The sequence below is a fragment of the Rhizobium leguminosarum bv. viciae genome (assembly GCF_012276115.1).
Lineage (GTDB): Bacteria > Pseudomonadota > Alphaproteobacteria > Rhizobiales > Rhizobiaceae > Rhizobium > Rhizobium leguminosarum_T.
In genome coordinates, this window is sequence record NZ_WIEU01000001.1 from 446,306 (window position 1) to 471,832 (window position 25,527).

A 25,527-nucleotide genomic window follows, 5' to 3' on the forward strand; every position below is an offset into this window, starting at 1 on the left:
GGTGGGGCCGGCTTCCCAGCTGGCCCCGTTATCGGCGCTGCGCCTGGTTCAGCCGTCTCTCCCGTTGCTGCCGATTTCCGCCGCACTGCTCGGTCAACATTTGCCGATGGCCTAACGCCCTCATACGCCAAAATGGCTGGCGCCAGAATCGATCCGCATCAAGCAATCCGCGGACGCTCCGATTTCGGCGTTGCCAGCCCGTGTTTGAAAGCTCCAGGCAGGACACGGGCTTCGAGAAAATTGAACTTGTGATTTCTCCGCCAGTAGGGAGATGGGTAGCAGGGCAGACGGGTGGCTACCGCGCACCCTCTCTTTGCTAGTTGCAAAGCCCTGAGGAGCCCGCACCCGAAGCTTTGACGGCGAAGCGGGATCGAGAGTAGCATCCATGCGGCGGCGGCAAGGTGGTCAAGCGGCCCGGTGGAGATGCAATGATGAAATACAAACCTTTCCTCCTGACGTTCGCGGCGCTAGCATTTTGTTCCGCATGGCCAGTTTCTAACGTCTTCGCTGCCGCGCAGCCTATCTTCTGGAGTGCTTTACGGCCGGCCGATCAGGCCAAAGCGACAGTGCCGCTGTCGAGCACGGCGGTACGCGGCCCACAGGGCGAAACACTCGCCTGGCATGGCGAGGAGCATCCGATCGAATTGACGGGCTTCGTTCTGCCGATCGACCAGGATGGCGATCTTGTCTACGAATTCATGCTGGTGCCTTGGGCCGGAGCCTGCAGCCACATGCCTTCTCCCCCGCCCAACCAACTGGTTCGTGTCGTTCCGGAAGAGCCTTTGCACCTGGCAAGAATGTACGAGACCGTCACCGTGACGGGTACCCTGCGGCCTGGCCTGGATCAGGCGCAATTCTTCATGATCGACGGTGACCGCGTCCTCACCTACGGCTACAGCATAAGCCACGCCCAGGTGGCGACAGTAACGGCGACGACCGATCCCGATCTGCTGTCACTTTCGCCTTTCGGCATTCTGCCTCGCTAAAAGCCCAGAGACGGTGCTGCGATCGGGCGACGCCACCTCCGCACTCCTCATTCCTGTGCCTGTCACAGGAATCCAGCCACCGCGCGTCTGCGCGGTGAATGACTTTTACCGGAAAGCGAGTCTCTCGCGCCCAAGGACTTGGGCGCACTGGATCCCTGTGACAAGCACAGGGATGAAGGAGGAGAGGTAGTGCCCGCCTAACCGAGCATCAGACGCCTCGATGACTGGACACTCGGGCGGTAGGTCCCGCCTTCAATGCAAAGAAAGTGCCGGGACGCGACTGAAAGCCGCGTCCAGACAGTGTTCAGCCGATCAGACGATATCGAAACGATCGGCGTTCATGACCTTGGTCCAGGCCGCGACGAAGTCCTTGACGAACTTCTGCTTGGCGTCGGACTGGGCGTAGACTTCGGCAAAGGCGCGCAGTTGCGAGTGCGAGCCGAAGATCAGGTCGACGCGGGTGCCGGTCCACTTGACGTCGTTGGTCTTGCGATCACGCCCTTCGTAAACGCCGTCCTTGCCGGCAGCGGGGGACCACTGCGTGCCCATGTCGAGCAGGTTGACGAAGAAGTCGTTGGTCAGCGTTTCCGGGCGGGAGGTGAAGACGCCATGCTCGGGAGCCCCGGCCTTCAGCACACGCAGGCCGCCGACGAGAACGGTCATTTCAGGTCCGGTCAGCGTCAGCAGCTGCGCACGGTCCACCAGGGCCTCTTCCGGCTTCATGAACTGCCGGCCGCCGATATAGTTGCGGAAACCGTCGGCGCGGGGCTTGAGCGCCGCGAAGGAATGCGCGTCGGTCTGCGCCTCGGAGGCGTCCATACGGCCCGGCGTGAACGGCACGCTGACGGCATGACCGCCGGCCGCTGCCGCCTTTTCCACACCGGCTGCACCGCCCAGAACGATCAGGTCGGCCAGCGAGATCTTCTTCGCCCCGGCCTGGGCGGCGTTGAAGTCTTTCTGGATGCCTTCGAGAACGCCGATGACCTTGGCGAGCTGCGCCGGCTGGTTGACTTCCCAGTCCTTCTGCGGGGCAAGGCGGATGCGGGCGCCGTTGGCGCCGCCGCGCTTGTCGGAGCCGCGGAAGGTCGAGGCCGACGCCCAGGCGGTCGAGACCAGTTCCTGCACGGTGAGACCTGACGCAAGCACCTTTGCCTTGAGGTCGGCGATATCCTTGTCGTCGACGAGCGGATGATCGACGGCCGGGATCACGTCCTGCCAGATCAGGTCTTCTGACGGAACCTCCGGACCGAGGTAACGGACCTTCGGGCCCATGTCGCGGTGGGTCAGCTTGAACCATGCGCGAGCGAAGGCATCGGCGAACTCGGCAGGGTTCTCCAGGAAGCGGCGCGAGATCTTTTCGTAGATGGGATCGAAACGCAGTGCCAGGTCGCTGGTCAGCATGGTCGGAAGATGCTTTTTCGACGCATCATAGGCATCCGGGATGGAGGCTTCAGCGTTCTTGGCCTGCCACTGATGCGCGCCGCCCGGGCTCTTGGTCAGCTCCCATTCGAAAGCGAACAGGTTTTCGAAGAAGTAGTTGCTCCACTGGGTCGGCGTCTGGGTCCAGGTCACTTCGAGGCCGCTGCCGATGGCATCGCGACCGACGCCGGTGTTGAACTTGCTGGTCCAGCCCAGGCCCTGAGCTTCGAGCTCGCCGCCTTCCGGGTCGACACCGACAAATGACGGATCGCCAGCGCCATGGGTCTTGCCGAAGGTATGCCCGCCGGCGATCAGCGCCACGGTTTCTTCGTCGTTCATCGCCATACGGGCGAAGGTTTCACGGATGTCGCGGGCGGATGCCAGCGGATCCGGAGTGCCGTTCGGGCCTTCCGGGTTGACATAGATAAGGCCCATCTGCACGGCGCCAAGCGGCTCTGCCAGTTCGCGTTCGCCACTGTAGCGTTCGTCACCCAGCCATGTTCCCTCAGGACCCCAGTAGAGTTCTTCCGGCTCCCAGACGTCGGCGCGACCGCCAGCGAAACCGAAGGTCTTGAAACCCATGGATTCGAGCGCGACGTTGCCGGTGAGGATCAACAGGTCAGCCCAGGAGATCCTGTTGCCGTATTTCTGCTTGATCGGCCACAGCAGGCGGCGGGCCTTGTCGAGGTTCACGTTGTCAGGCCAGCTGTTGAGCGGCGCAAACCGCTGCTGGCCGGCCCCGGCGCCGCCGCGGCCATCGGTGATGCGGTATGTGCCGGCGCTGTGCCAGGCCATGCGGATGAACAGGCCGCCATAATGACCGAAATCGGCCGGCCACCAATCCTGCGAATCCGTCATCAGCGCGTGAAGATCCTTCTTCAGGCCGTCGAGATCGAGCTTCTTGAACTCCTCGGCATAATCGAACGCCTGGCCGAGGGGGTCGGCGCGGCCGGAGTTCTGGTGAAGAATCTGCACGTTCAACTGGTCCGGCCACCAGTCGCGATTGGATCTGCTGCGAGGCGTATTACCGTGTGCAACAGGACATTTGCCTGCGCTGTCAGTGGGGTTGTCCATGATCGTCTCCTTCATTGCTTGATCTCTGCGGTCCAAAAAGATGAGCCGAGCTGGCGCCCCGCTCTCTCCCTGCAGTCTTCATATCGGAAGCGCTTCATAAATTTAAGTTGGATTTACTGATCGTTGCGATAAGCTGAGGTTATGAAGAACCTTACCCTGAAACAGCTACGTTATTTTGAAGCACTGGCAAGAGACGGCCGCTTCCGACGTGCCGCCGACGCCTGTGCGATCTCCCAGCCGGCATTGTCAATGCAGATCAAAGAACTTGAGCAAGAGTTGGGCGGTGAGCTTTTCGAGCGCAACGCGCGTGAGGTGAAGCTGACCGCTTTCGGTCAGACCGTCGCTCTCAGGATCCGCGATATCCTGCGTGGCGTGGACGAACTGGCGGAACTGGCGCGCGCCGCGCGCGATCCTTTTCTGACGCGGCTGCGCATCGGCATCATACCGACGATTGCGCCCTATCTGTTGCCGGCAATCATCAACGATCTGAACAGGAGCTTTGCAGGCATTCAGATCGAAGTGCGCGAAACGCAGACGTCGAAGCTGGTTCAGGAGCTGGCGCAAGGTCAGCTCGACACGGCAATCGTTGCCTTGCCGGTGTCGGAACCCTCCCTGGCAGAACTCGAGCTCTTCAAGGAAGAGTTCGTGCTGGTTCGCCGGCCCGAAGACGAGGGTAAGCCGGTGCCCGAACGCGAGGCGCTGCGCGAAATGCGGTTGCTGCTGCTCGAGGAAGGCCATTGCTTCCGCGATCAGGCCTTGTCGTTCTGCAAGATAGGCCAGGCCCGTCCCCGGGAAGTCATGGAAGGCAGCTCTCTCTCCACCCTGGTCCAGATGGTCAGCGCCGGTATCGGCATCACCTTGATTCCCGAGATGGCCGTTCCCCTCGAAACGCGCTCGGCGCATGTCTCGATCTCCCGTTTTCAGTCTCCGCGGCCGTCGCGGACGATCGGCATGATCTGGCGCAATTCGACGCCCATGGCCAAACAACTCCAGCAGGTTTCCGAGGCGGTTCGCCGGTCGGCCGACAGCATGCGAGAACGGTATGCCGCCCGGTGATGGACCGGCCTCGCCTCAAGACCGCCGTTTGAACGTATGCTCGGCTGCCGGAAACTGTCGCGATCGGACCTCGTCGGCATAAGCGGCAGCGGCGACAGAAATCCTTTTGCCGAGTTCGTCGTAGCGCTTCACGAAGCGCGGGGTGAAATCGTTGAAGAGCCCCAGAATGTCGTCGGAAACCAGAACCTGACCGTCGCAGGCGGAAGAGGCGCCGATACCGATGGTCGGAACGTGCATGGCGGCCGTCACCTCCCGGGCGAGCGGCTCCACCGTGCCCTCGATGACGACGGCAAAGGCGCCTGAGCCGCCAACGGCGTGGGCATCGCGACGGATTTTCGACGTCTCGTGTTCGGAATGGCCGACGGACCGATAACCGCCTGCGGTTTGGACCTGCTGCGGCATCAGGCCGATATGGCCCATAACCGGAATCCCCCGCTTCGTCAGAAAGGCGATGGTCTCGGCCATCTCCTCGCCGCCCTCCAGCTTGACGGCATCGCAGCCGGTTTCCTGCAGGACGCGGACAGCGTTGCGGAAGGCGATCTCCTTCGATTCCTGATAACTGCCGAACGGCATGTCGACGACGACGCAGGCCTTGCCGACGCCGCGCATCACCGCCTTGCCGTGCGCGACCATCATGTCGAGCGTGACGCCGATGGTGGTCTCCATGCCATAGAGCACCATGCCGAGCGAATCCCCGACCAGCAGGAGGTCGCAATGCTCGTCGAGCAGCCGCGCCATGGGCGTCGTATAGGCGGTCAGGCAGACGATCGGCTTGCCGCCCTTCATGGCTGAGATGCGCGCTGGCGTAAGGCGCTTCTGAATTCCGGCCGCGCTCATCTGGTCGCTCCCTTTCCCGGCAAGCCCGGCCCGCCAATAACCCGGTTGCCCCCGGCAACCCTCTTGTCTCCGACAACTCGATTGTCACCGACGACCCGGTTGTCACTGACGACCCGGTTGTCGAGCAGTCGTGTCGAGCCGACCCGAACGAAGAGCGCCACGACGACAGGGTCTGCGATCGACGTGACCGGCTGCAGTGTTGCGGCATCCCTGACGGCGACGACCTCAGGCTTTGCCAGCGGCTCGCGATCAAGAAATGCCATGAGCCTTGCCTCGAGTTCCACCGGATCGGTCAGGCCGTCGGCAACCAGACGCTCGGCCTCATCAAGGGCCTGTGGGACGATCACCGCGGCACGCCGCTCTGCCTCGCTGAGATAGACGTTGCGCGACGACAATGCGAGGCCGTCGCTGTCCCTGACCGTCGGCACCGATATCACGCGCACCGGCACGGCAAGATCGTCCACCATGCGCTTGATGATGACGACCTGCTGGTAATCCTTCTCTCCGAAATAGGCGGTCTGCGGTTGCACGATGTTGAAAAGCTTGCAGACGACAGTGGCGACGCCGGCAAAATGCCCGGGCCGTACCGCTCCTTCGAGTTCGCGCCCGAGATCGGGAACGTCGACGACGGTCAACATCGGGCGGGAATACATGTCCTCGACGCCAGGCGAAAAAAGGAAATTGACGCCGGCTTGCCTCAGCATGGCGGCATCGCGTTCCAGATCGCGCGGATATTTACTGAGGTCTTCCGCAGGGCCGAATTGCAGCGGATTGACGAAAATCGAGACGACGACGATGTCGTTCTCGGCTCGAGCGCGCGAGACGAGCTCCATATGACCGGCATGGAGATAGCCCATCGTCGGAACAAGGCCGACGGTTCGCCCCTGCCGCCTCAGCGCGTCGAGCGTGTGGCGCAGCTCGTCAATGCTCGAGAAAACCCGCATATATCCTCCCCTAGCCGGTCACTCCATCTTGGGCGCGGATAAGAAGTGTAATCGATGCGGCAGGTCAATGCATATTCCTCGATAAAAACGATTAGATGAAACGCCAGCCGATGACACCGGACCATATCAGCCCGGGGGAACGGATTTTCGTCACTTGGCTGCTGTTCCGCATCTCACCTGCTTGCAGTGGAACCGACGATGTGCGACTTCCGTTACTCGCCCTGTCCGTCAATATACCATCACAGTCGATCGCTATGGACGTTACATGGAGGACGCATGGACAAGCCCTGGAAGATCAGCCGCGGACCGATTGCGGCAACCGAGCTCGACGTGGAGAAGGCAACCGCGATCAATGTGCTGTTGATCCGGCCGGTCGGCGTCCTTCCGGCCAAGGCGGGAGATCCTGTCCTTCCTTTTGCCGTCGGCCTTTTCAACGAACTCCGTCCGCTCCTGAAGCCCGATGCCGGCGTCACCACGCTCAGGCGAGCGACCGCGGCCTATGTCCACTGCCGGCGCTACTATTTCGCCAGCGCCCAACCCGATTCCATGCGCCATGACCTTGACGGTGAACCCGTCGAACCACTGTCGTCCGAAGACCGGCTGGTCGCGCAAAAACGCTTCCTGAGCCTCAAACAGACCACCGGTAAAGCCGACGCGTCCGAGCAGTCAGCACCGGTTCCCGCTCCGCTGTTGAGCAAAAGCGAACAGATCCGAGCAGCCCTCCTCGGCAAAAGGAACGCCGTCAGCTAGAGCTGGCTGACGGCTTTCTCGTAGCAGTCTTCTATAGCGTTTCCATTCGGGGCCGGGGGCGCGGAAAACGCGCCCCCGGCCGGCGCCGGCCGAAGGGGAGGGGCAATCGGCCGGGTCAGTTCAACGGTGCTTCGCCTGATGTGATCCGCTGCTCGTTTCCGGCAAACAGGTGAACCGCATCATGGATTGGTGCAATCCTCAGCACCTCGCCGGGGGCTGCCCTGATCCGTTCCCTGAAGACGCAGGTCAGCGTCTGCATCCCCAACCGGACGATGACGAGCGTTTCCGAACCCGTCGGCTCGACCACCACCGTCGTGACCTCGATGCCGCCCGGGTCCAACCGGATATGCTCGGGTCGAATACCGTAGGTCACGGCTGCAGGCGGATGCCGATCGCTCGGCAGGAGCAGGCCGTCGGCGGTTCGAAACCCGTCTTCCGTCATGCTGCCGCTGATGAAATTCATCGCCGGGGAGCCGATGAAACCGGCGACGAAAAGATTGTTCGGACGATCGTACAATTCCAGCGGAGAGCCCGACTGCTCGATCAGGCCGTCCTTCATGACGACGATCTTGTCGGCCATGGTCATGGCTTCGATCTGGTCATGGGTGACATAGATGGTCGTCGTCTGCAGCCGTTGATGCAGTTCCTTGATCTCCGAGCGCATCTGCACCCTGAGCTTGGCATCGAGGTTCGACAGAGGCTCGTCGAAGAGGAAGACCGCCGGGTCGCGCACGATCGCCCGCCCCATCGCCACACGCTGTCTCTGGCCACCCGACAGTTGCTTGGGATATCTCTCCAGGAGAGTTTCGAGACCGAGGATCTTCGCGGCGTTGCCGACCCGCTGATCGATCTCCGTCCTCGGCATCCGTTTCAGCCGCAGCGAAAAGCCCATGTTCTTGGCAACGGTCATGTGCGGGTAGAGCGCATAATTCTGGAACACCATGGCTATGTCCCGATCCTTGGGGGCAAGCTCGTTGACGATATGCTTGCCGATCTGGATCTGCCCCGAGGTGATGCCCTCAAGGCCGGCAATCATCCTCAAAAGCGTGGATTTGCCGCAGCCCGAAGGGCCGACCAGAACGACGAACTCGCCGTCGCCGATATCGACCGATACGCCTTTGATGGCTTTGAACGCGCCGTAATCCTTGCGCGCATTGTTGACCGAAACATGAGCCATTGCCGTCCTCCCGAAATCGCTGTCAAAGTCCGCTCAGGACATTTCTCAAATAATCGAGGCCGAGGCGCTCACCGTCCTTGCGCGCGGCTAAGTCCTTGCCCGGCCAACCATAGGCGGCATCTTCGTGTTCGATCGACAGCGTGCCATCGAAACCGGCACCGCGGGCCTGGCGCAGAAACCTCGGCCAATCGATGAGGCCGAGCCCTGGCAGCTTGTATTGCCACCAGCCCTTGCCATGATAACCGACAGCCTGCAGGTTCTCCGGATCGATTGCCGTATCCTTGGCATGAAGGATGGCGATGCGATCCTTCACCGCCCCCATCGCCTGATAGGGATCGACGCCGATGCGGATGAGGTGAGAGGGATCGAATTCCAAGCCGAAGCGGGGGTTCTCGATCCTTTGAAAAAGCTCCTGCCATCCTTTCGGCGTCGTCCCGATGAAATTGTCCTTCGGACCCGGCCAGTTCTCGATTGCGAAGGTCAGGCCATAGGGCTGCGTCTGCGCGATCAGCCCGTTGGCGAAATCGGCGAAGTCATCATAGTTGGTTTCGTCGCTTGCGGTGTCGTCCCGGCCCGGGAAGATCACGAAGATCGGGACGCCCGCTTGCCCGATCGCGCCGGCAAATTCGGCGGTCTTCGCCCGAAGTGCCTCACGCTTTGCGCGGTCGGCATCGAGCTGATTGCCGAAATAGGTGATCGACGACACGAAGAGGTCGCGGCTGCGTGCGAGCGCGACGGCGGCCTCCACCCGATCGGGCGTCTTGATATGACCGCCGACATCGATCTCGATGGCGTCGAAACCGGCCGATGCGGCGAAATCCACCACTTCTTCCAGAGGGCGATCGTTGAACGTCGAGGTGTAAAAGCCGATCTTCACCAAAATCCTCCCATCTTCACCAAAATCCGTGGGCCTTGCGGCCGTTTCAACCGTTCAGGCGATCCATGTTCTTGAGTGGCGAACGTGTGCGTTGCGCAGCGTCCGCCGATGCGAGCATGAGGGCGGCTGCCATCGGCATGACCGCCGCCCCCATGGCAGAGGCATCCTCTCCGAGCGAGGCGCGATGGAGCGAGGGAAGGTTGGTGTCCTCGGCATCGAGATGCTCGTGCACATAGCGCAGCAATTCGTCGACGATGCGGATCGGCAATCTGCCGCCGACGAGGACGGCGTCGGGGTCGACGACCATGCCGATATGCTTGACGGCGACAGCCAGATGCGCGCTCATTTCCTTCAGCCATTGCGACACAAGGCGCCTGCCATGCGCATCCAGCGTCAGGAGATCGTGGGGAACACTCACCTCGACGCCGTGCCGCGCAAGAAAATCATAGAGGAAGAACAGCGAGAATATCTCGCCGAGAAGCTGGACCTTATGGGCCTTCCCATCCCCGCCGTCGGCGATCGGCAGCCACCCGATTTCGCCGCTGAGGCCCATGGCGCCGCGATGACCGTTGCCGTCGAGCACGAGGCCGCCGCCCGGGCATGGATTGATGGCGATGTAGAAGAAGCTGCTGCTTTCAGCACCCAATCCATAATCGAGTTCGGCAAGGGCTGCGGCATTGGCTTCGTTTTCGATGAAGACGGGATGCTGCGTCAGGTTCTCCAGTGCGGCGCGCACATCGAATGCCGTCCATTCCTGATAGGCCTCGGGCTTGCCGAGGAGCGAAATCTCGCCAAGCCAATCCGGCATCGCCAGACCGATGCCGGCGAGGCGCGCGTCGTCGATGAGCCGGCTGCGCTGGAAATGCGAAATCGCATCGGCCGTGAGCTGTAGAAATTCCGCCGGCAGGATGAAGCGTTTCTCGTGATGCACGCGGGCGCGGACATTGCCGACGGCATCGACGGCCAGGATCGTCAGATGGTCGCGATCAATGTTGATGCCGATGGCAAAACAGGCATCCGGATTGATTTCGAGTTCGATCGCCGGCTGACCTCTCAGCCCATGCCGCCGGCGGGCTTCCATGATCAGGCCCTCATCGAGGAGGCGATCGACGATTCGGGCGATCGCCGGTTTGGTAAAACCCGTTCGCCTGGCGATTTCGGCTCGCGAAATCGGCGCCTGGCGATGAATGAAGCGCAGGACGACAGCCCTGTTGTGCTCGCCTGCATCTTCGACATTGGCGCCGGTCAGATCCGGGGACAGCCTGGCGCCGAGTGTCTGGTTCATGCTCGAAGTCCTTCCTTGCGCATAGGCTGAACCGCTCGTCATCCCTTGACCGCGCCGCTGGTCATTGCCCCGAGGATCAGCCGCTGGAGCGACAGGAAGGCGACGATCGCCGGAACGACCGCGATCAGGCAGGCGGCGGCAAGCAGCTGGATGGACGAGTCGGTTTGCATGCCGCGGAAGTTAAAGATCCCGACGCCGATCGGCATCAGATCATTTTTCGTGAGCAACAGAAAAGGCACCAGAAATTGCGACCAGCCGGCAATCACCGTGATGATGAAGACGGAGGCTATGCCCGGCGCCGATAATGGCAGAATGATGCGCCAGAAGACCGAAAATCGATTGCAGCCATCGATCATCGCCGCTTCGTCGAGGCTGCGCGGGATGCCGTCGACCGAGCTCTTCAAGAGCCAGGTCGCCAGCGGAACGCCAAGCGCGATATAGACCATGACGACGGCAAAATGCGTATCCAGCAGGCCGAGGCGGTTCATGTAGCGGTAGAGCGGCACCATGATGACAAGCGGCGAGATCATCTGGAACAGCAGCAAGCCCATCATTGACAGGCCCTTGCCCCGGAACTGAAAACGGGAAAAGGCGTAAGCCGCGGGCAGCGCGACGATCAGAACGCCCAGTCCGCTGAGGGCGGCAAGCTTGAGGCCGTTCCAGAGATAGATCGGAAAATAGCTGTTGTTCAAAACGGTGATGAAATTGTCGATGGTGGGATTGTTGGGAATATACCGCGCCGCGCCGCGATAGATCTCGCGCTTGTCGCGCATCGCCATCGACAGGAGATAGGTGAGGGGGCCGGCGAAAAACACGAACATTACCAGCATGAACAGATAGCTCATGGCATCACCGAGCCGCGTTCCGGTCCGTCCGCTCATTGCTCTTCCTCCTTCGGCAGGAACGACGCATAGATAAAGGCGAGCCCGAGGCTGATGATCAGCATGAGCACGGAGAGCACGCTGCCGCCGGACAGGTCATAGTTTCTAAAGACGATATTGAAGACGTAGAGCGAGATGACCTCGGTCGCACGCCCCGGACCGCCGCCCGTCAGCGTGATGATCGCATCGAAGGTATTCACCGTCTGGATCGTAATGAGGATCATGTTGACCAGGATTGCCGCGCGCAGCTGCGGCAGCGTGACGAAGAAAAACTGCTGCGATGCCGTCGCACCGTCGACCTCGGCCGCTTCATAAAGCGAGGGATCGATCGACTTCAGCGCCGCATACATGACGACCATCGAAAATGCCGTGCCGCGCCAGATGTTGGAAATGAGGGTGGACCAGGGTGCGATTGAGGGATCCGAGAGCCAGGCGACAACAGGCATATGCATCAGCCGCAGAATGCTGTTCAGCGCACCATAAGGCGCTTCGGAAAAGAGCATCTGCCAGATGATGCCGCCGGCAATTCCGGGGACGACCCAGGCAACGAGCGCCGTCGTCCTCAAAATGGTGGTGCCGAAAAGGCCGCGCTTTTCGCCGCGGATGACCACCACGGCCACCGCAAGACCTAAAATCTGCTGGCCGATGACGCTGCCGCCGACGAAGATCAGGGTCGCCCATAAAATGTCAGGCAGCTGCGGCGAGCTCAGGGCATTGGTGATCGATCCGAGCGTGTAGTCCTGATTGTCGCCGATCAGCGTGGCATTGGTGAATGAAAGCCTGAAAACGTCGATGACGGGATAAAGGTAGAAGATGCCGATGACGACGATCACGGGCATGATCCAGGGCAGGGGCGCACCGGCGAAACGGCGCATGAACGTTCTGCTTTGAGGCGGGCTGTCAGCCTCGATGGCAATGGGGCTCATTGGCTTCTCTGTCCGGGGTTGGCATTTGAGCACGACTGACCTGTTCGTGCCGGTGGCTGTCCCTCACCCTAACCCTTTCCCGCTCGCGGGGAGAGGGACGTGCCCTGCGAGAGGTAGATGGGTACGGAGAGATCCGCGGCACATCCCTTCTCCCCGCAAGCGGGGAGAAGGTGGCGGCAGCCGGATGAGGGCAGGTCGCGATTTAGCCGTGGCATCACAGACGCTTGTAAGCCTCCAATGCTGCGTTGAAGGCGGCATTCAAAGCGTCTTCCGGCTTTTTGGTCCCCGAGAGCACGTCGCCCATCATGATCTGGATCTGGTTGGAGATTTCAGGATAGATCGGCACGCCCGGGCGTGCCTGTCCGTCGACCAGAGCCTTGGCGAAGGTCTTGTTGGCTTCGGTGGAGAAGACCTCATATTTGTCGAACAGCGACTTCCTGGTCGGCAACTGCTGCTGCAGCGCGTTTGCCGGCCCCATATAGACCTCGCGTGCTAGGTTGGCGCACATCTCGACCTTGTCCTTGTCCTTGCTGAAGGAGGCGATCGTCCAGCCACCGGTGCCAGTCGAACGCTGATCGGCGCTGGGACCGGGGATCGGCGAGAAGGTCCAATTGTTGAATTCGTCTTCTTCGAGCGTGGCCTTCAGCTGCGCATATTGCCAGTTGCCGCCGATGAAGAGAGCCGTCGTCGCCGCGGCGGCCGCCGCATTCATATCGTCGTAATTCGCGATCGTGCTGACGCGCTTCGGCGCGGCACCCGAATCGACGAGATCCTTGAAATAATTCAGCGCCTTCAGGAATTTCTCCTTGTTCTCGCCTTCGCCGAACACTGGCTTGCCTGAGTCGTCGACGAGCTTGCCGCCCAGCGCCCAATAATTCGCGAGCCAGTCGAACGTCGTCCCTTCCCAGCGCCCGCCGTTGAAGAGAACGCCTTCCATGCCTTCCTTGGTGGAGGCGAGCGCGGCCGTTTTCAGGTCATCCCATGTCTGCGGCGCATCCGCGACGATCGACTTGTTGCGGTAGAGCACACGAAGATCGGTATCCCACCACCAGGCGCGGACCGTCTGGTCCTTATCCGTGATGCCGCTGCGGATGAAGGGGAACAGATCATCCACTTCCTCCTTCGAAAAATACGGCGTGAAGTCCGCAAGAACTTTATTGACCATGAACTGCGAGAGGACGAAGGAGTCGACAGCAGCGCAGTCAGGCGCGTTGCCGGCCTTGGCCTGCTCCAGCATCTTGGCCTGTTCGGTGCCGATGTCCGAGGACATGAATTGCATCTGCAATTTCCAGTCCGGATGCTTCTTGATGAAATCGACGAACAGCTTCTGATAGCCCTCGGCGATCGCCGGATCCGAATTGTTGGGACTATCGTTCGTCAGACGGACGACGAGGGATTTCGGCGCATCGGCAAGGCCGATCCTGTCCTTCGTGGCAAGTTCCTGGGCAAATGAAACGGATGCTGAAAATAACATGGTGCTCAGCGCAAATGCGCTGACGGTGGCACTCTTCATGATGGGTCTCCTCCCCATTTTGAACGGATACAGCCTAGCGGTCAGTTGACCTCTCCTCATTTCCGTGCTGCATTAATTAGATTAAGTTACTTTGATTTGATGTCAAGCCACAGCTTGGAAGGCCAGACCTGGGAGGTTGAGATGCTGGCGACAATCAACAGCAGCTAGCGCACAATTCCGGAAAATCGAGATCGATTTCCGGAAAAGAACATACGCCGTGAAAGTGATGGAGCGTCCCGCACGCGCGGCGCATCCACCGCAATTTTCCTGAAGAAGAGCACGAGGCAATCGCGGATGGCTGCGATGGCGCGAGTGCGGTTTTGCCCGGCTGAACTGCCGCGGGCAGTTAATTCCATGGAGGATAAGATGCGTCTACTCATTCTCGGTACCGGCGGAATGGCCAACCAGCATGCCGCCAACTTCAAGGCGATCGAAGGCGTCAGTGTCGTGGGCGGCGTCGATGTCGTCCCGGAAAGGCTCGCGGCCTTTTGCACCGAACATGGCATCGCCAATCATTTCACGACCCTCGAGGATGCTCTCGCCTGGGGCGAGTTCGACGCAGTGGCAAACGTCACGCCGGACCGCATTCACCACCCGACGACGCTGCAGGCGATCGCAGCCGGCAAGCATGTCTTCTGCGAAAAGCCGCTCGCCACCGATGCCGTCAAGGCCATGGAGATGACCGAGGCCATCGAGCGATCGGGCAAGGTCGGCATGGTCAACTTCACCTATCGCAATTCGCCCGCTCTTCAGAAAGGCCGGCAGATGGTGCTCGCCGGCGAAATCGGGGAGATCAGGCACGTCGAGGCCTCCCACCTGCAAAGCTGGCTGGTCGGTCGTCACTGGGGCGACTGGAAGAGCGAAAGCAAATGGCTGTGGCGGCTGAGCAAGAAGCACGGATCCAATGGCGCGCTCGGCGATATCGGAATTCATATCGTCGATTTCGCATCATACGGTTCCGGGCTCGACGTTGCTCATGTCTTCGCCCGGCTGAAGACCTTCGACAAGGCGCCTGATCATAAGATCGGCGAGTATGATCTCGATGCGAATGACAGCTTTACGATGAATGTCGATTTCTTCGGCGGGGCGATCGGGACGATCCAGGCGACGCGCACGGCGGCCGGACAGATGGATCAGCTGCGCCTCAGGGTCTATGGCGAAACCGGCTCGATCGAGATGATCTACGACACCGGAAAATCGACGCTACGTGCCTGTCTCGGAGAAGACGTCCACACGGCGACCTGGCGTGACGTCCCCTTCGATCCGGTCGAGACGAACTACCAGCGTTTCGTCCAGGCCGTGCGGGCGGGCAGGACCCAGGAACCCTCGTTCCGGCGGGCGGCCAATATCCAGAAAGTCTTGGACAAGGCGCTGGCCTCCGATCTCAGCCACGCCGATGAAGCGCTCGGCTGAGTCACGCCAAAGCGGCTGGTTGGGCCATCAGGCCGAAGCCGGCGGCAGCAGCAACGTGTTGAGGAAGGGCAGGAGGGCTGCACCGAGCGCAACGCCGCCGCCGCTGAAGCTCGCGGGTTTCATCGGCGAAATCCAGGGCGTCAGCAATGGTCTCGTCGAGGTGTCGCGCCGCTCGATGGAAAGCTGATGGATCAGCGCTTCGATCACGCCCTGCGGCAGGTCGCTGCCGATCATGACGACGCTCGGGGCGAGAAAACCGGCCATGGCGATGATCGGGTCGAGCAGATGGCCTGCGGCTTCCCGTATCCATTGCGACAGTAACGGCGAGGAGAATTCCTCTCCTTGCAGCAGGCGAGTGAATGCCTGGTCGCCGATCCGTGAACGCAGGGATTCGAAACCGACGACGGTGTTCAATTGTGCATTGTCGGGACCGGTCAGCATTTCGCCGATGCTGCCTGCCCGGCCATGCACGCCGGAATAGGGAATACCACGAATGAGAAAGCCGGCCTGAACGTCGTCGTCGATGATGATCATCGCAAGTCCGCCTTCCCTGCCGGAGCTGCCGATCGTGCGTTCGGCGAGAAGGCTCGCCGTGCACTCGTTCTCGACATAGGGACGCGCAATCGTCGACATCGCGGCGATCTGCTCGCTTTGAGCCTCTGTCCAGTCGTTGGCGGCGATGCCGAGGCCGATGATCGGCAATGCGGCGTGGCGATCGACCATATCCCTGACCGCCGCATGCACCACGCCGACTTTGTCTGCGGGATCCAGCTCGATATAGGCCCGGTCATGAACCTGGCCACTCAGATCAATGAGCACTGCCTCGCCACGCCTTTGGCGAAGCTTGACGCCGATCGAGAAGGCACCTTCCGGGCGCAAGGCAAACTCGGTAGCGGTGGCCCCTCCGCCAACGCCATTGCGGCGGTTGGAGGTGACAAGCTTTTCGTCAGCCAACCGGCGGAGAATATTGGTAATGCCGGGGCCGGTCAGGCCGCAATGCCGGCCGAGTTCCATCCGCGTCAGCGGGCCATGGCGGCGGATGGCTTCCAGAATGACGCGAATGTTCCTGTCGGCGATTTCGCCGGACCGCAGACCGACCGTTTTGGCGCGCTGGGCGCCCATCTCCTGAGTGTGAAGCCGACGCGGCCCTGACCGAAGATACCGCATGACTGTCTTCCCTAGAGCACCATCTCGGTTGTGTACTTCATCCACGGGCTATGGGAAAGCCGGGCTTAGCAGCCGCTTTTTGGGCTGAACGTCCTATCAATCGGGATCAGGCCATCACGGCGCTGACGACGCGCGGCGGGCGAATGCCGCAAAATGCGTCAACAGACCCTCGAAACGACACGGCAATCGGAGCTTCACTCTATCGGTCGTTAGTAGCTGCAAGGACGATCGTTGCCGAAGCCGTCGCGGCAGGCAGGTCTGAGCCCATAGTCGACGCTGCTATATCCAACCGAGCCAGTTTGCATCGAGTCATTCGAGGTCGTCGTGCAGGATGACGACGATACGGCAATCACGATGACGGCTATCGTGGCTGTCAATAATTTGCGGACTTGAAACATCCCACCCTCCCCAGCTACCTGAAATCTGCGATATCAGTGCAATTCTCGGTCAAATAGGGCCGACAGGGGTTTCGATAACTATTGTCGTCGATCAAGATCTCGTTATTCGGTGAAGGCCCAAGCGTTTCATTCAATAGCTCGTGTCGCGACAGCACAGCAGCGTTTCGCATCCCTTTCCAGCACCCGCGTTGAAGCGGACGATGAGATTTCCAGGTAATCGGGGTTGATATTCGCATAGCCGCGACGGGTTCCACAAACAGTTCCGCCATCGGCGAAAATCTCGACGATTCCGCAATCATGAAACAGACGAAGGTCCTTTCCGTCGCCAAGCTCCGCCACGTAATGGATCGAGCCGTCGTCCTGGGCGAGCCGGATCGAGAGAATACCGCCGGCGACGCCCACCTCGAAGGCAAGTTCGCCGCCCTGTGTCGCAACGACCTTGCTGCCTTCCAGGGTTCCGGAAAGGCGGATTTCAATGGGAGCCATCGGTAGCGAGAATTTGCCGCTTTGTTCCTCGACGACAGGGGCAGCGGCAAAGTGATCGTCGACTTCGATCGTCGGCAGCATACGCAGCCTCTTGCTGTCTTCACTCAAACTTAGAACACGTGGGAGGGACATCTCCCCGGAATAGGCTGAGCCCTCGGGCTTGCGATATTCCCAATTGAAAAGCCAGGCAAAGGCGATCTGGCGCCCTCCCGCTTCGAAACTCTGCATCGCGTAATAATCGGTGCCGAAATCCAGCAATTGCAGTTCCGGCATGTCGGATACGAAGCAGTCGTCGATAAACTCGCCGATCAGGGCGTAAAGGAGATTGTGGCGCCGTGTTCGTGGCTCGACATGGCCAACAAAACCCATCACCAGAACCCACTTTTCCTCCAGCCGAAAGAAGTCCGGGCATTCCACCGCACGCGCGCCTTCTTGGCGGAAGTTAACCGGCGCACGGTAGAGCGGCCTGAGATATTGCCAATCGAGGCCATCGCCGGAGCCGAACAACAACACCGCGGGATCGCCTTGGATCGATGCGCCGAGTATCATGCGATAGGCGTTGGCTGCGTCGTCCCACCAAACTTTTGGATCGCGGAAATCGTGCTCGACACCGTCGGGACGCTGCTCCAGCACCGTCACAATGCCTTCCGCCTTGATCATCAGCCGATCAGGGCGCGCTATTTTCTGAATTTCCCGATAGCCCTTGAAAAGGTCATAGGCAGGCAGGCGCTCGGTGTAAAAGAACATCAAACTTCCGTCTCGATCCCGAAAGGCATTGCCGGAGAATGCGCCTCCTGTGGCGCCGAGACGCCACAGGTTCTGTTCTGGATGCAGAAATACCGGCATGTGAAGCCAATTGACCAGATCGCGGCTGGTCGCATGTCCCCAGTGCATCGGTCCCCAATCACTGCCGCCGGGATGGAATTGATAAAAAAGGTGCCATAGCTCGTCGATCTTGCAGAGACCGACGGGGTCGTTCATCCAATGCCGAATTGGCGAGAAATGAAGCACAGGACGATCGGGATCGGACAGAAGCCAATCTTCAATTTCCGGGCCGGTGCGCTGAAGTATCCCTTTTTCTGAGAACTCAAACACAGTTATGCCGGTCTCGTTCACGGTTTGAGGCTGATATCCGTAGGCCCACAGAACAGCTTCCGGCGCATTGGTGACAATGGTGACCGCGCAAGCTTCCCTGTGGTGATATTTGAAAAACTCCGGATTGATGGCAAATGACCGAACCTGCCAAACCGTTTTCCCGTCAATGTCGATACGAAAAAAGCCGTCGCCCGCGGCCCAAAAATCCAAGCGGTACCCAGAGGGTAGGAACAGGTCTTGCTGCATCAACGGGTCACTTTTCCGGTCCATTTGGTTCGCCATGAACACAACTCCGAATAATCACTGGATTTTCGACCGACGGCCTGGCTATGCTCGGTCTAGTGAAACTCTGCCGACGATTGCCCGGGAACTGGAGTGCCCCTGAAAGCATTCACTGTTCTGTCCATCTCGACCTGTTCGACACTGCCTGAATCCAGAATTGTATTCCGCACCGAACCCTGTTGCACCAGTACCGCCGTTACCTCGAGCGCCTTCAAATTGCCCGTTGAAAGCAACGCGCCCACTTGCGTGGAAAAACAGGCGCTGTTTGGTGCGTCGTTTATCTGCGACATTTCGGTTGTGGCCACGATGTGATTATTGGCGATGTAGTTGCCGCTGCCGGAAACGACATTGATGATCACAGGCTTTGCTGCGAGAGGCTTGATATATTGAGTATCGATCGTTTCTGAAATGTGGTTGGCGATGACCGAATTGTTGCTGCCATCAATGTGCAAAAGTCCGAACAGGTCATCCAGGCCGTTATCGTACTTCTGCATGGGCGTCCACGGCTCGCGATCTCGCAAGAAGTGATTTGAGGACACCAGGTTTTCGCAACAATTCGCAGCAAAAACCAGCATTCCGGGATAGAAGGAATGGAATCTGTTTCCTGTGATCGAGGAACGCACCACGCCGGAAAAATGGACGCTGCTCGCGCCGCGCGGGAAGACGTTGTTTGAAGAGACCAGGATGCCGCCGTAATTTTCAGCGTAGACGGAATGTCCCCTATATCCGGCTCCGACAAAATTATTCGCTATCCTCGAGGCCTGCCCCATACCTTTCAATTCGATACAGTTGCCGCACTCTGCAATGAAATTATTGTCTATTGCCAGCGCATCCGCGTCATGAACAGTCACTCCATGTTCCAGGTAGATAAGGCCCATCCCCGTTATTCGGAATGAGTCATTGGCGCTGCCCACATAGATTCCCGTTTTGCCATTCCTGTAGGTATTTTCCGCATCATTCTGCCCCGAACCGTCGTCCATGAAGTGCAGGCCGTCGATGCAAAAATCGGCAAACTCCACGGAGCTTATGCGAGGATTGCCGCTGCGCTTGACGTAGAACGCGGCTCCGGCAGCCTCACCGCTGGCGGCGTCCGGAGACATGTCCACACGTATGCGACTTCCGCCCGGCCACACTTCGCGCCACTGCGCCAGCTCGTTTGCGGGTGTATTGAAACGGATGCTCGAAGACGTAAAGCCATGTCCCGAGCCCACAATCTTCAGGTAGCTCAGGTCAATAACGACCTGGGTGACAAGACGATAATCGCCTGGCGGAATGTAGATCACTGCTCCAGGTTTTCCGCCATCGTTTAGATCGGAAACCGATTGCCTGCTTTTAACATCCGCAATGATGCTGTTAATGACCGCTCCGATATCCTCGTAGGGGTTCCCTACCGGATACTTTGTTACATCGTACGAGTTTTCGCTAATCAGTTGCAGGCGACTGGTGGCGATGGATGGGCTCGTCATTCTTGTTTTTCTCCTGGCTATACAATCACCAGATGCTGGTGCGGGTATCCGGTTCAAAGAAGTGAAGTTCGTCGGCGTCGACAGCGATGCGCGCAATGTCACCGGCGCGGACTGTGCTCTTCGGAGAAAAGCGGGCTACAGCAGCCTTTTCGTTGCCGATGTCGACGACGGCGTCCGGGTCGCCGGCATCCACCCGGGTGGCGTCGATATTCAGATGCACCATGGATTCAGAACCTAGCGCCTCGACAAGGGTAACCGGGGCCGAGATCTCGGCCGAAGAGGGCCGGATTGCGGCGTCGTTCATATGCTCGGGCCGGATACCGACAATGACCTGACGGTTGGACGCACCTTTGAGCGAGGGGCGGTCTTCGAAAACCTGGTCGGGGATTTCCAAGCTGTTGCTGCCCAGGGTCAGCGTCCTCCCATTCAGAACGGCCTCGTACAAATTCATCGAGGGCGATCCGATAAAGGTGGCGACAAAGACATTGTCAGGACGATTGTACAGGTTTTGCGGTGTGTCGACTTGCTGCAGCACGCCGCCTTTCATGACAGCGACGCGGTCACCCATCGTCATCGCCTCGACCTGGTCGTGGGTCACGTAAATCGTCGTGACATTCAGTTTTCTCTGGAGACTGGCGATCTCGGCGCGCATCTGCACGCGCAGCTTGGCATCGAGGTTCGACAACGGTTCATCCATCAGGAAGGCTGCTGGTTTGCGGACGATCGCCCGTCCCATGGCGACACGCTGACGCTGGCCTCCTGAAAGAAGTGCCGGCCTGCGGTCGAGCAAAGTCGTCAGTTCGAGGATGCGGGCGGCTTCGTCTACGCGGCTGGCAATCTCGGTCTTCTGCAGGCCAGCCATCAGCAAGGGGAAGGCAATGTTCTCCCGCACTGTCTTGTGCGGGTAGAGCGCATAGGACTGAAAGACCATGGCGATGTCGCGATCCTTGGGATCGACATCGTTGACGAGCCTGTCACCGATCCTGAGTTGACCGCTCGTAATGCTCTCCAGGCCAGCGATCATCCTGAGCGCCGTCGACTTTCCGCATCCTGACGGACCGACAAACACCATGAACTCGCCATCCCTGATGTCGAAGCTCAGATCGTGCAGAGCGTGAAAGCTGTTTCCGTAGACCTTGTTGATATTGCGCAGTTCTATGCCGGCCATGCCTTTGCCTCCCTCATCCCTTTACAGCGCCGAAAGTCAGGCCGCCGACGATCTGTTTTTGCAGTGCGAGCGTTACGATGATGACCGGCAGCGAGTAGAGGACGGCGGCGGCGGTCATCGCCCCCCAGGCGAGCCCATAGACCGAATTGTATTCGGCGATGACGATCGGCGCCGTTTTGGTCGCCTCGGACGTCAGCAGCAGCGCGTAGAGGAACTCGTTCCAGCTTGTGATGAAGGTAAAGAGCGCGGTGACTGCTATCCCCCCTGTCATGACCGGAAGCACGATCTTTCGAAACGCCTGGAATCGTGTGCAGCCATCCATGCGCGCCGCTTCTTCCAGCTCCTTCGGTATGCCCTCGAAGAACGCCGACATGAGCAACAGTGCCAGTGGTACCGCGGCCGATGTGTGAGCGAGCACCAGGCCTGGAATGGTATCGAGCAGACCCAGCGACTTCAAAAGCTGGAACAGCGGAACGCCGAGCGCCACCGCCGGCACCATACGCGTCACCAGGGCGAAGAGCAGGAAAATGGTGGTGATCCGGCGCCGGTACTGCGTGGCGACGTAAGCGGCAGGCACGGCCACCGAAAGCGAGAGAGCAGTCGTCAGCACCGCGACGGTGAGGGAATTGACGAAGGCTCTCGGCAAAGTGGAGGATCGCAGCACCTCGCTGAAATTCTCGAACGAGACAACGGCCGGAAAGAAGCTTGGCGGGATCTGCTGGACATCAGCCGCGGGCTTGATGGAGGTCATGAGGAGATAGATGTAAGGCAACGCGTAGGATAGCACCAACACGAGGGCTGCCGCGTTGATCAAGATTCCGCTGAGATTGAGGCTGGGAGCTCTACGCATGGACCGGCCTCCATATCTTCCAATAGGCGACTGCCGCCAAGAGCATCATGACGATGAGAAACAATGTTCCGGACGCGGAAGCCTCGCCAAGATCGCCGAACCGAACCATGCGCTGGTAGATGTTCATCGAGAACACTTCAGAAGCGTGACTGGGACCACCCTGCGTTTGTATCCAGATCAGGTCGAATGTCTTTGCAGCATCCACGCCCCGCACGATCACCACGACGGCGATCACCGGCCGCATGAGGGGAAGGGTGACATGCCAAAAGCGCTTGAGCGCATTCGCCCCGTCGATCCGCGCTGCCTCCAGCAGGTCTTTCGGGATGTTCGTCAGCCCGGCATAGGACACAAGGGCGACAAAGGAAGTCGTCAGCCAGATGTCGGCAAAGGAAACAGAATAGATGACGATATCTTCGCTGGACAACCATGCGATGGCTTCTGGATCGCTAATCAGACCCAAACGGACAAGCCCGTAGTTCAGAATGCCGATATTGCCGACGAGCAAAAAACGCCAAAGTAGACCCGCGACGATGGGGGGAACCATCAACGGCAGAGCGAAGATCGTGCGATGCCACCGCGAATGATCGGCAAGCGCCGAAAAAAGCAGCGCCGCACAGAAGCCGAACGTGAACTCGAAGAACAGCGCGAAGAGCGAATACTGAAGGGTCCGCAGAGCGCTTTCCGCGACACGTTTCGACGTCAACGCGTCGACATAGTTCTGCAGCCCAACCCATTCGCGAATATGGGGCGTGATCGTATCGACCTTGAAAAAGGAATCGAATACCAGGAGCCCCACCGGGTAGGCGACCAGCACGCCAAGGATGGCGACTGCAGGCGCGAGCATGCAAAGTACAAATCGGTCTTCACCCGACATGTCCGTCTCCGAAAGCTAAGGGTGGGGCATATTTTGCCCCACGATGTGAAGGAATGTACGAGGTTAGTTGAGAATGTCCTCGATCGTTTCCTTGGCTTCCGTCAGGACCTCCCCGATATCTGCCTTGCAGGTGAGTGCCTGCTGGATCGCGGGCAGCACGGCTTCATCGACGATTTCCTGATATTTTTCATTGATCGGCCGGCCCTGGGTGGCAGGCGCGCTCAGCGTCTCAAGAAGTGGGGGGAAGTGCTCATAGCCGGCCTTGCCTGAATAGCTCCGATAGGCGGAATTCGTCGCTGCAAGGCCGAGGGGAGCTTCGATACCCAGGGCATTATTGGCGATAGCAAACGCGATGAATTTTTTCGCTGCGTCCTTGTGCTCGGATGTCGAGGGAACGACGTTGTACCAAGGGCCGGGAACAGCGGCGATCCCGGCGTCACCGGCCAGCATCGGCACCACGCCGACCTTGCCGCTGACCTTTGAATCCGGAGGCGTCATCTTGTAGGCGTGCGCCCAGAACTTCATCATGGCTGTTTTGCCCTGGTAGAACAGGTTCTGCGCCTCGCCCCAGCCGATTTCGTTCACATTTTCAGGAACGGAATGATCAATGCAGTGCGGCGCGATGTAGAACTCAAGTGCCTTCTTGTGCGCCTCATTGTCGATAATGACCTGCCCGTCCTTGTCGAGGATCACCCCTGGCGAACCCGCTTGCAGCACATGCGCCATCCATTCCTCTGAAAACGTGCCGATGGTGTCGGTGCCCCAGAAGTCGGTCTTTCCATCGCCGTCGGTGTCACGCGTGAAGAATTTCGCAATGTCACGCCACTGCTGCCAGGTTTTTGGCGGCGCCAGAGGATAGCCATACTTGGCCTGAAAAGCCTCTTTTTCCTCCGCCTTATCGAACAGATCCTTGCGATAGAACACGATTTCGGCATTGGCCCAGGCAGGCATACCCATCAACTTGTCACCGACCTTCGCATCGGCAAGCAAGGAAGGCGGCAGATCTGCACGAACCGCATCGGTGAAAAGAGCCGAAAGATCCTCGACGTGGCTCGCGAATTTCGCATTCCACACGACGTCGATCGTCACGACATCGAACGCGGAAGAGCCTGAGGCGATTTCGGCCGAGAACTTGTCAAAGACACCCTGATAGGGAACGGTCGTGAAGTTCACCTTGATGCCGCTTTCGGCAGTAAACTTCTCGGCGACCGCCTTCTGCAACATTTCGCCACCGCCTTCGACCAAGATATTGATGGTTTCGGCATTGGCAGTGGCAGCCATGAAAACAAGCGCAAGTGCGCTGGCACCAAGCAATTTCTTCATTGATTCCTCCCATTTGGCTCGCTGCACTTGCACTGAGCCCTCCTTCTTGCTGCGAAGGTAGTCCTCGTATGACGACGTTGTCAACTCGAAATGACGACGTTGTCAGAAAAATATGTCGACGTTGTCATGCGTCTGGTTTAAAACGAATCCCGGCAAGGAGATTGGCGTACATGGTCAGCATAGTCAGCGTCGCGAAAGTGGCGGGGGTTTCGAACAAAACTGTGTCTCGCGTCATTAACGGCGAACCATATGTGACCGAGGAAACGAGGGAGAGGGTCGAAAGGGCAATTCGAGACCTCGGATATGTGCCGAATATGGCCGCGCGCCAAATACGCTCAAGTCGCTCCAACACGTTTGGTATCATCGCTGACTACGTGTCGACGACGCCTTATTCAGTGGATATCGTTCGCGGGATCCAGGATTGGGCTAATGCCAACGGCAAGACCATTCTGATGGCAAACACCGGCGGTGCCTCCGAACAGGAAATTAAAATTTGGAAAATGTTCCAATCGCACCGCATTGACGGTGTTCTCTATGTAACGATGTACCATCGCATCGTTGACCCCGAAATCGGCGACGTCGCTATCCCCACAGTCATGATCAACTGCCGACCAAAAACGAGCGAATTGTTGCCGTCGATCGAACCCGATGACTATCAGGGTGCGCGAGATCTTACCCGCTATCTGCTTGAGCGGGGTCATCGAAAGATCGGCTACATCCGGCTCAATCCCATTTTGTTGGGAGCGGAACTGCGCCTCGATGCTTTCCGCAAAACCACCGGAGACTTTGGCCTTGCGGAGAGCGACCTAAGTATCCGTCTAGGCATGGAAGGACCGGTTGGAGCAGAGAAGAACTACGTTTTTGCCGCCGCCACCGAGATGCTTCAACAAAGAGATCGACCGACCGCAATCATGAGCGGCAACGACGAAATGGCGATCCAAATCTACATCGCGGCCATGGCATTGGGTCTCCGGATTCCCGAGGATGTCAGTATTGTCGGCTTTGACGATTTCCGGACGGTTTCCCTGGCGCTGAGGCCGGAGCTGACCACCGCCGCTTTGCCATATTACGATCTCGGTCTGCAAGGGGCGGAATTGTTGAATAGCGTCGTGGCGGAAAGCGAAGTTTGCCCGAGCAGTCGAGTTATGTCCTGCAATTTGGTGGAGCGACTTTCGGTATCCTCCTTGTAATCTAACCTCATGCACGAGAGCGTCTGGTCGAGCAAGCAAGCTTTCGCAAGGCCATGGCGTGACGGTGACATCCGGTAAACCCGGAGCGGT

Annotated in this window: 22 protein-coding genes; 5 read left to right on the top strand and 17 right to left on the bottom strand. The window is 59.3% G+C overall.

Going from position 1 to position 25,527, the window contains the following annotated elements; translation table 11 throughout:
* The first annotated feature begins 428 nt into the window (after positions 1-428).
* The gene (locus GFM02_RS02090) at positions 429-986 is read left to right on the top strand and encodes a DUF3299 domain-containing protein (protein WP_168320624.1); all 558 of its coding nucleotides are present in this window, start codon (positions 429-431) and stop codon (positions 984-986) included.
* Positions 987-1,298: 312 nt separating this feature from the next.
* Here GFM02_RS02090 and katG read toward each other — a convergent pair whose 3' ends face one another.
* A complete protein-coding gene (gene katG / locus GFM02_RS02095) occupies positions 1,299-3,479 on the bottom strand; it encodes a catalase/peroxidase HPI (protein WP_168320625.1) in 2,181 nt (726 codons plus the stop codon).
* A 141-nt stretch (positions 3,480-3,620) separates the two neighbouring features.
* Here katG and GFM02_RS02100 point away from each other — a divergent pair, with 141 nt between their 5' ends.
* Positions 3,621-4,535: a hydrogen peroxide-inducible genes activator gene (locus GFM02_RS02100; RefSeq protein WP_168320626.1), complete on the top strand. Its 915-nt coding sequence runs from the start codon at positions 3,621-3,623 to the stop codon at positions 4,533-4,535.
* A 15-nt stretch (positions 4,536-4,550) separates the two neighbouring features.
* On the opposite strand, the gene panB is transcribed toward GFM02_RS02100, so the two are convergent.
* Positions 4,551-5,372 (bottom strand): 3-methyl-2-oxobutanoate hydroxymethyltransferase, encoded by an 822-nt coding sequence (gene panB / locus GFM02_RS02105; RefSeq protein ID WP_168320627.1) that lies wholly within the window; start codon positions 5,370-5,372, stop codon positions 4,551-4,553.
* Positions 5,369-6,316, bottom strand: coding sequence for a pantoate--beta-alanine ligase (gene panC / locus GFM02_RS02110; RefSeq protein WP_168320628.1), 948 nt, complete (start codon positions 6,314-6,316; stop codon positions 5,369-5,371). Before panC ends, panB begins: the two co-directional genes overlap by 4 nt.
* A 276-nt stretch (positions 6,317-6,592) precedes the next feature.
* Between panC and GFM02_RS02115 the strand changes: the two genes are divergently transcribed.
* The gene (locus tag GFM02_RS02115; RefSeq protein WP_168320629.1) at positions 6,593-7,066 is read left to right on the top strand and encodes a ProQ/FINO family protein; all 474 of its coding nucleotides are present in this window, start codon (positions 6,593-6,595) and stop codon (positions 7,064-7,066) included.
* Between the two features lie 115 nt (positions 7,067-7,181).
* On the opposite strand, the gene GFM02_RS02120 is transcribed toward GFM02_RS02115, so the two are convergent.
* From GFM02_RS02120 to GFM02_RS02145, 6 genes are all read right to left on the bottom strand, one after another.
* A complete protein-coding gene (locus tag GFM02_RS02120) occupies positions 7,182-8,243 on the bottom strand; it encodes an ABC transporter ATP-binding protein (RefSeq protein ID WP_168320630.1) in 1,062 nt (353 codons plus the stop codon).
* Positions 8,244-8,265: 22 nt separating this feature from the next.
* The gene (locus tag GFM02_RS02125) at positions 8,266-9,120 is read right to left on the bottom strand and encodes a TIM barrel protein (protein WP_168320631.1); all 855 of its coding nucleotides are present in this window, start codon (positions 9,118-9,120) and stop codon (positions 8,266-8,268) included.
* Between the two features lie 46 nt (positions 9,121-9,166).
* Complete coding sequence (locus tag GFM02_RS02130) at positions 9,167-10,405, bottom strand: ROK family transcriptional regulator (protein ID WP_168320632.1); 1,239 nt, start codon at positions 10,403-10,405, stop codon at positions 9,167-9,169.
* A 38-nt stretch (positions 10,406-10,443) separates the two neighbouring features.
* Positions 10,444-11,286, bottom strand: a complete 843-nt coding sequence (locus GFM02_RS02135; protein WP_011649125.1) for a carbohydrate ABC transporter permease — start codon at positions 11,284-11,286, stop codon at positions 10,444-10,446.
* Positions 11,283-12,212 carry a carbohydrate ABC transporter permease gene (locus GFM02_RS02140; protein ID WP_131643434.1) on the bottom strand — a complete coding sequence of 310 codons (930 nt, stop codon included), beginning with the start codon at positions 12,210-12,212 and terminating at the stop codon, positions 11,283-11,285. Before GFM02_RS02140 ends, GFM02_RS02135 begins: the two co-directional genes overlap by 4 nt.
* A 214-nt stretch (positions 12,213-12,426) precedes the next feature.
* A complete protein-coding gene (locus GFM02_RS02145; RefSeq protein ID WP_026264586.1) occupies positions 12,427-13,725 on the bottom strand; it encodes an ABC transporter substrate-binding protein in 1,299 nt (432 codons plus the stop codon).
* A gap of 366 nt (positions 13,726-14,091) precedes the next feature.
* On the opposite strand from GFM02_RS02145, the gene GFM02_RS02150 reads away from it, so the two are divergent.
* On the top strand, positions 14,092-15,138 hold the full coding sequence (locus GFM02_RS02150; protein WP_168271932.1) for a Gfo/Idh/MocA family protein: 1,047 nt from the start codon (positions 14,092-14,094) through the stop codon (positions 15,136-15,138).
* Between the two features lie 27 nt (positions 15,139-15,165).
* On the opposite strand, the gene GFM02_RS02155 is transcribed toward GFM02_RS02150, so the two are convergent.
* The 8 genes from GFM02_RS02155 to GFM02_RS02190 all read right to left on the bottom strand — a co-directional run bounded on the left by GFM02_RS02155 (position 15,166) and on the right by GFM02_RS02190 (position 24,247).
* On the bottom strand, positions 15,166-16,305 hold the full coding sequence (locus GFM02_RS02155) for an ROK family transcriptional regulator (RefSeq protein ID WP_168320633.1): 1,140 nt from the start codon (positions 16,303-16,305) through the stop codon (positions 15,166-15,168).
* Positions 16,306-16,514: 209 nt separating this feature from the next.
* Complete coding sequence (locus tag GFM02_RS34920; RefSeq protein WP_168302618.1) at positions 16,515-16,703, bottom strand: hypothetical protein; 189 nt, start codon at positions 16,701-16,703, stop codon at positions 16,515-16,517.
* A 126-nt stretch (positions 16,704-16,829) separates the two neighbouring features.
* Positions 16,830-18,530 carry a glycoside hydrolase family 32 protein gene (locus GFM02_RS02165; RefSeq protein ID WP_168320793.1) on the bottom strand — a complete coding sequence of 567 codons (1,701 nt, stop codon included), beginning with the start codon at positions 18,528-18,530 and terminating at the stop codon, positions 16,830-16,832.
* A gap of 92 nt (positions 18,531-18,622) precedes the next feature.
* Complete coding sequence (locus GFM02_RS02170; RefSeq protein WP_205930166.1) at positions 18,623-19,996, bottom strand: NosD domain-containing protein; 1,374 nt, start codon at positions 19,994-19,996, stop codon at positions 18,623-18,625.
* 61 nt (positions 19,997-20,057) lie between these two features.
* Positions 20,058-21,200: an ABC transporter ATP-binding protein gene (locus tag GFM02_RS02175; RefSeq protein WP_168320635.1), complete on the bottom strand. Its 1,143-nt coding sequence runs from the start codon at positions 21,198-21,200 to the stop codon at positions 20,058-20,060.
* A gap of 13 nt (positions 21,201-21,213) precedes the next feature.
* Entirely contained in the window at positions 21,214-22,050 is an 837-nt protein-coding gene (locus GFM02_RS02180; RefSeq protein ID WP_168320636.1) for a carbohydrate ABC transporter permease, read from the bottom strand.
* Positions 22,043-22,924, bottom strand: coding sequence for a carbohydrate ABC transporter permease (locus GFM02_RS02185; protein ID WP_168271938.1), 882 nt, complete (start codon positions 22,922-22,924; stop codon positions 22,043-22,045). The genes GFM02_RS02180 and GFM02_RS02185 overlap by 8 nt, the downstream gene beginning before the upstream one ends.
* 63 nt (positions 22,925-22,987) lie before the next feature.
* Positions 22,988-24,247, bottom strand: coding sequence for an ABC transporter substrate-binding protein (locus GFM02_RS02190; RefSeq protein WP_168320637.1), 1,260 nt, complete (start codon positions 24,245-24,247; stop codon positions 22,988-22,990).
* A 170-nt stretch (positions 24,248-24,417) separates the two neighbouring features.
* Between GFM02_RS02190 and GFM02_RS02195 the strand changes: the two genes are divergently transcribed.
* On the top strand, positions 24,418-25,437 hold the full coding sequence (locus tag GFM02_RS02195) for a LacI family DNA-binding transcriptional regulator (RefSeq protein ID WP_168302613.1): 1,020 nt from the start codon (positions 24,418-24,420) through the stop codon (positions 25,435-25,437).
* Positions 25,438-25,527 lie beyond the last annotated feature (90 nt).

Coding starts and splice junctions, on each gene's coding strand:
- panB (WP_168320627.1), bottom strand. CDS start 5,372: ATGAGCGCGGCCGGAATTCAGAAGCGCCTTACGCCAGCGCGCATCTCA.
- GFM02_RS02150 (WP_168271932.1), top strand. CDS start 14,092: ATGCGTCTACTCATTCTCGGTACCGGCGGAATGGCCAACCAGCATGCC.
- GFM02_RS02155 (WP_168320633.1), bottom strand. CDS start 16,305: ATGCGGTATCTTCGGTCAGGGCCGCGTCGGCTTCACACTCAGGAGATG.
- GFM02_RS02185 (WP_168271938.1), bottom strand. CDS start 22,924: ATGTCGGGTGAAGACCGATTTGTACTTTGCATGCTCGCGCCTGCAGTC.
- GFM02_RS02135 (WP_011649125.1), bottom strand. CDS start 11,286: ATGAGCGGACGGACCGGAACGCGGCTCGGTGATGCCATGAGCTATCTG.
- GFM02_RS02195 (WP_168302613.1), top strand. CDS start 24,418: ATGGTCAGCATAGTCAGCGTCGCGAAAGTGGCGGGGGTTTCGAACAAA.
- GFM02_RS02145 (WP_026264586.1), bottom strand. CDS start 13,725: ATGAAGAGTGCCACCGTCAGCGCATTTGCGCTGAGCACCATGTTATTT.
- GFM02_RS02090 (WP_168320624.1), top strand. CDS start 429: ATGATGAAATACAAACCTTTCCTCCTGACGTTCGCGGCGCTAGCATTT.
- GFM02_RS02100 (WP_168320626.1), top strand. CDS start 3,621: ATGAAGAACCTTACCCTGAAACAGCTACGTTATTTTGAAGCACTGGCA.
- GFM02_RS02120 (WP_168320630.1), bottom strand. CDS start 8,243: ATGGCTCATGTTTCGGTCAACAATGCGCGCAAGGATTACGGCGCGTTC.
- GFM02_RS02175 (WP_168320635.1), bottom strand. CDS start 21,200: ATGGCCGGCATAGAACTGCGCAATATCAACAAGGTCTACGGAAACAGC.
- GFM02_RS02165 (WP_168320793.1), bottom strand. CDS start 18,530: ATGCAGCAAGACCTGTTCCTACCCTCTGGGTACCGCTTGGATTTTTGG.
- GFM02_RS02180 (WP_168320636.1), bottom strand. CDS start 22,050: ATGCGTAGAGCTCCCAGCCTCAATCTCAGCGGAATCTTGATCAACGCG.
- GFM02_RS02190 (WP_168320637.1), bottom strand. CDS start 24,247: ATGAAGAAATTGCTTGGTGCCAGCGCACTTGCGCTTGTTTTCATGGCT.
- GFM02_RS34920 (WP_168302618.1), bottom strand. CDS start 16,703: ATGTTTCAAGTCCGCAAATTATTGACAGCCACGATAGCCGTCATCGTG.
- katG (WP_168320625.1), bottom strand. CDS start 3,479: ATGGACAACCCCACTGACAGCGCAGGCAAATGTCCTGTTGCACACGGT.
- GFM02_RS02130 (WP_168320632.1), bottom strand. CDS start 10,405: ATGAACCAGACACTCGGCGCCAGGCTGTCCCCGGATCTGACCGGCGCC.
- GFM02_RS02115 (WP_168320629.1), top strand. CDS start 6,593: ATGGACAAGCCCTGGAAGATCAGCCGCGGACCGATTGCGGCAACCGAG.
- GFM02_RS02140 (WP_131643434.1), bottom strand. CDS start 12,212: ATGAGCCCCATTGCCATCGAGGCTGACAGCCCGCCTCAAAGCAGAACG.
- panC (WP_168320628.1), bottom strand. CDS start 6,316: ATGCGGGTTTTCTCGAGCATTGACGAGCTGCGCCACACGCTCGACGCG.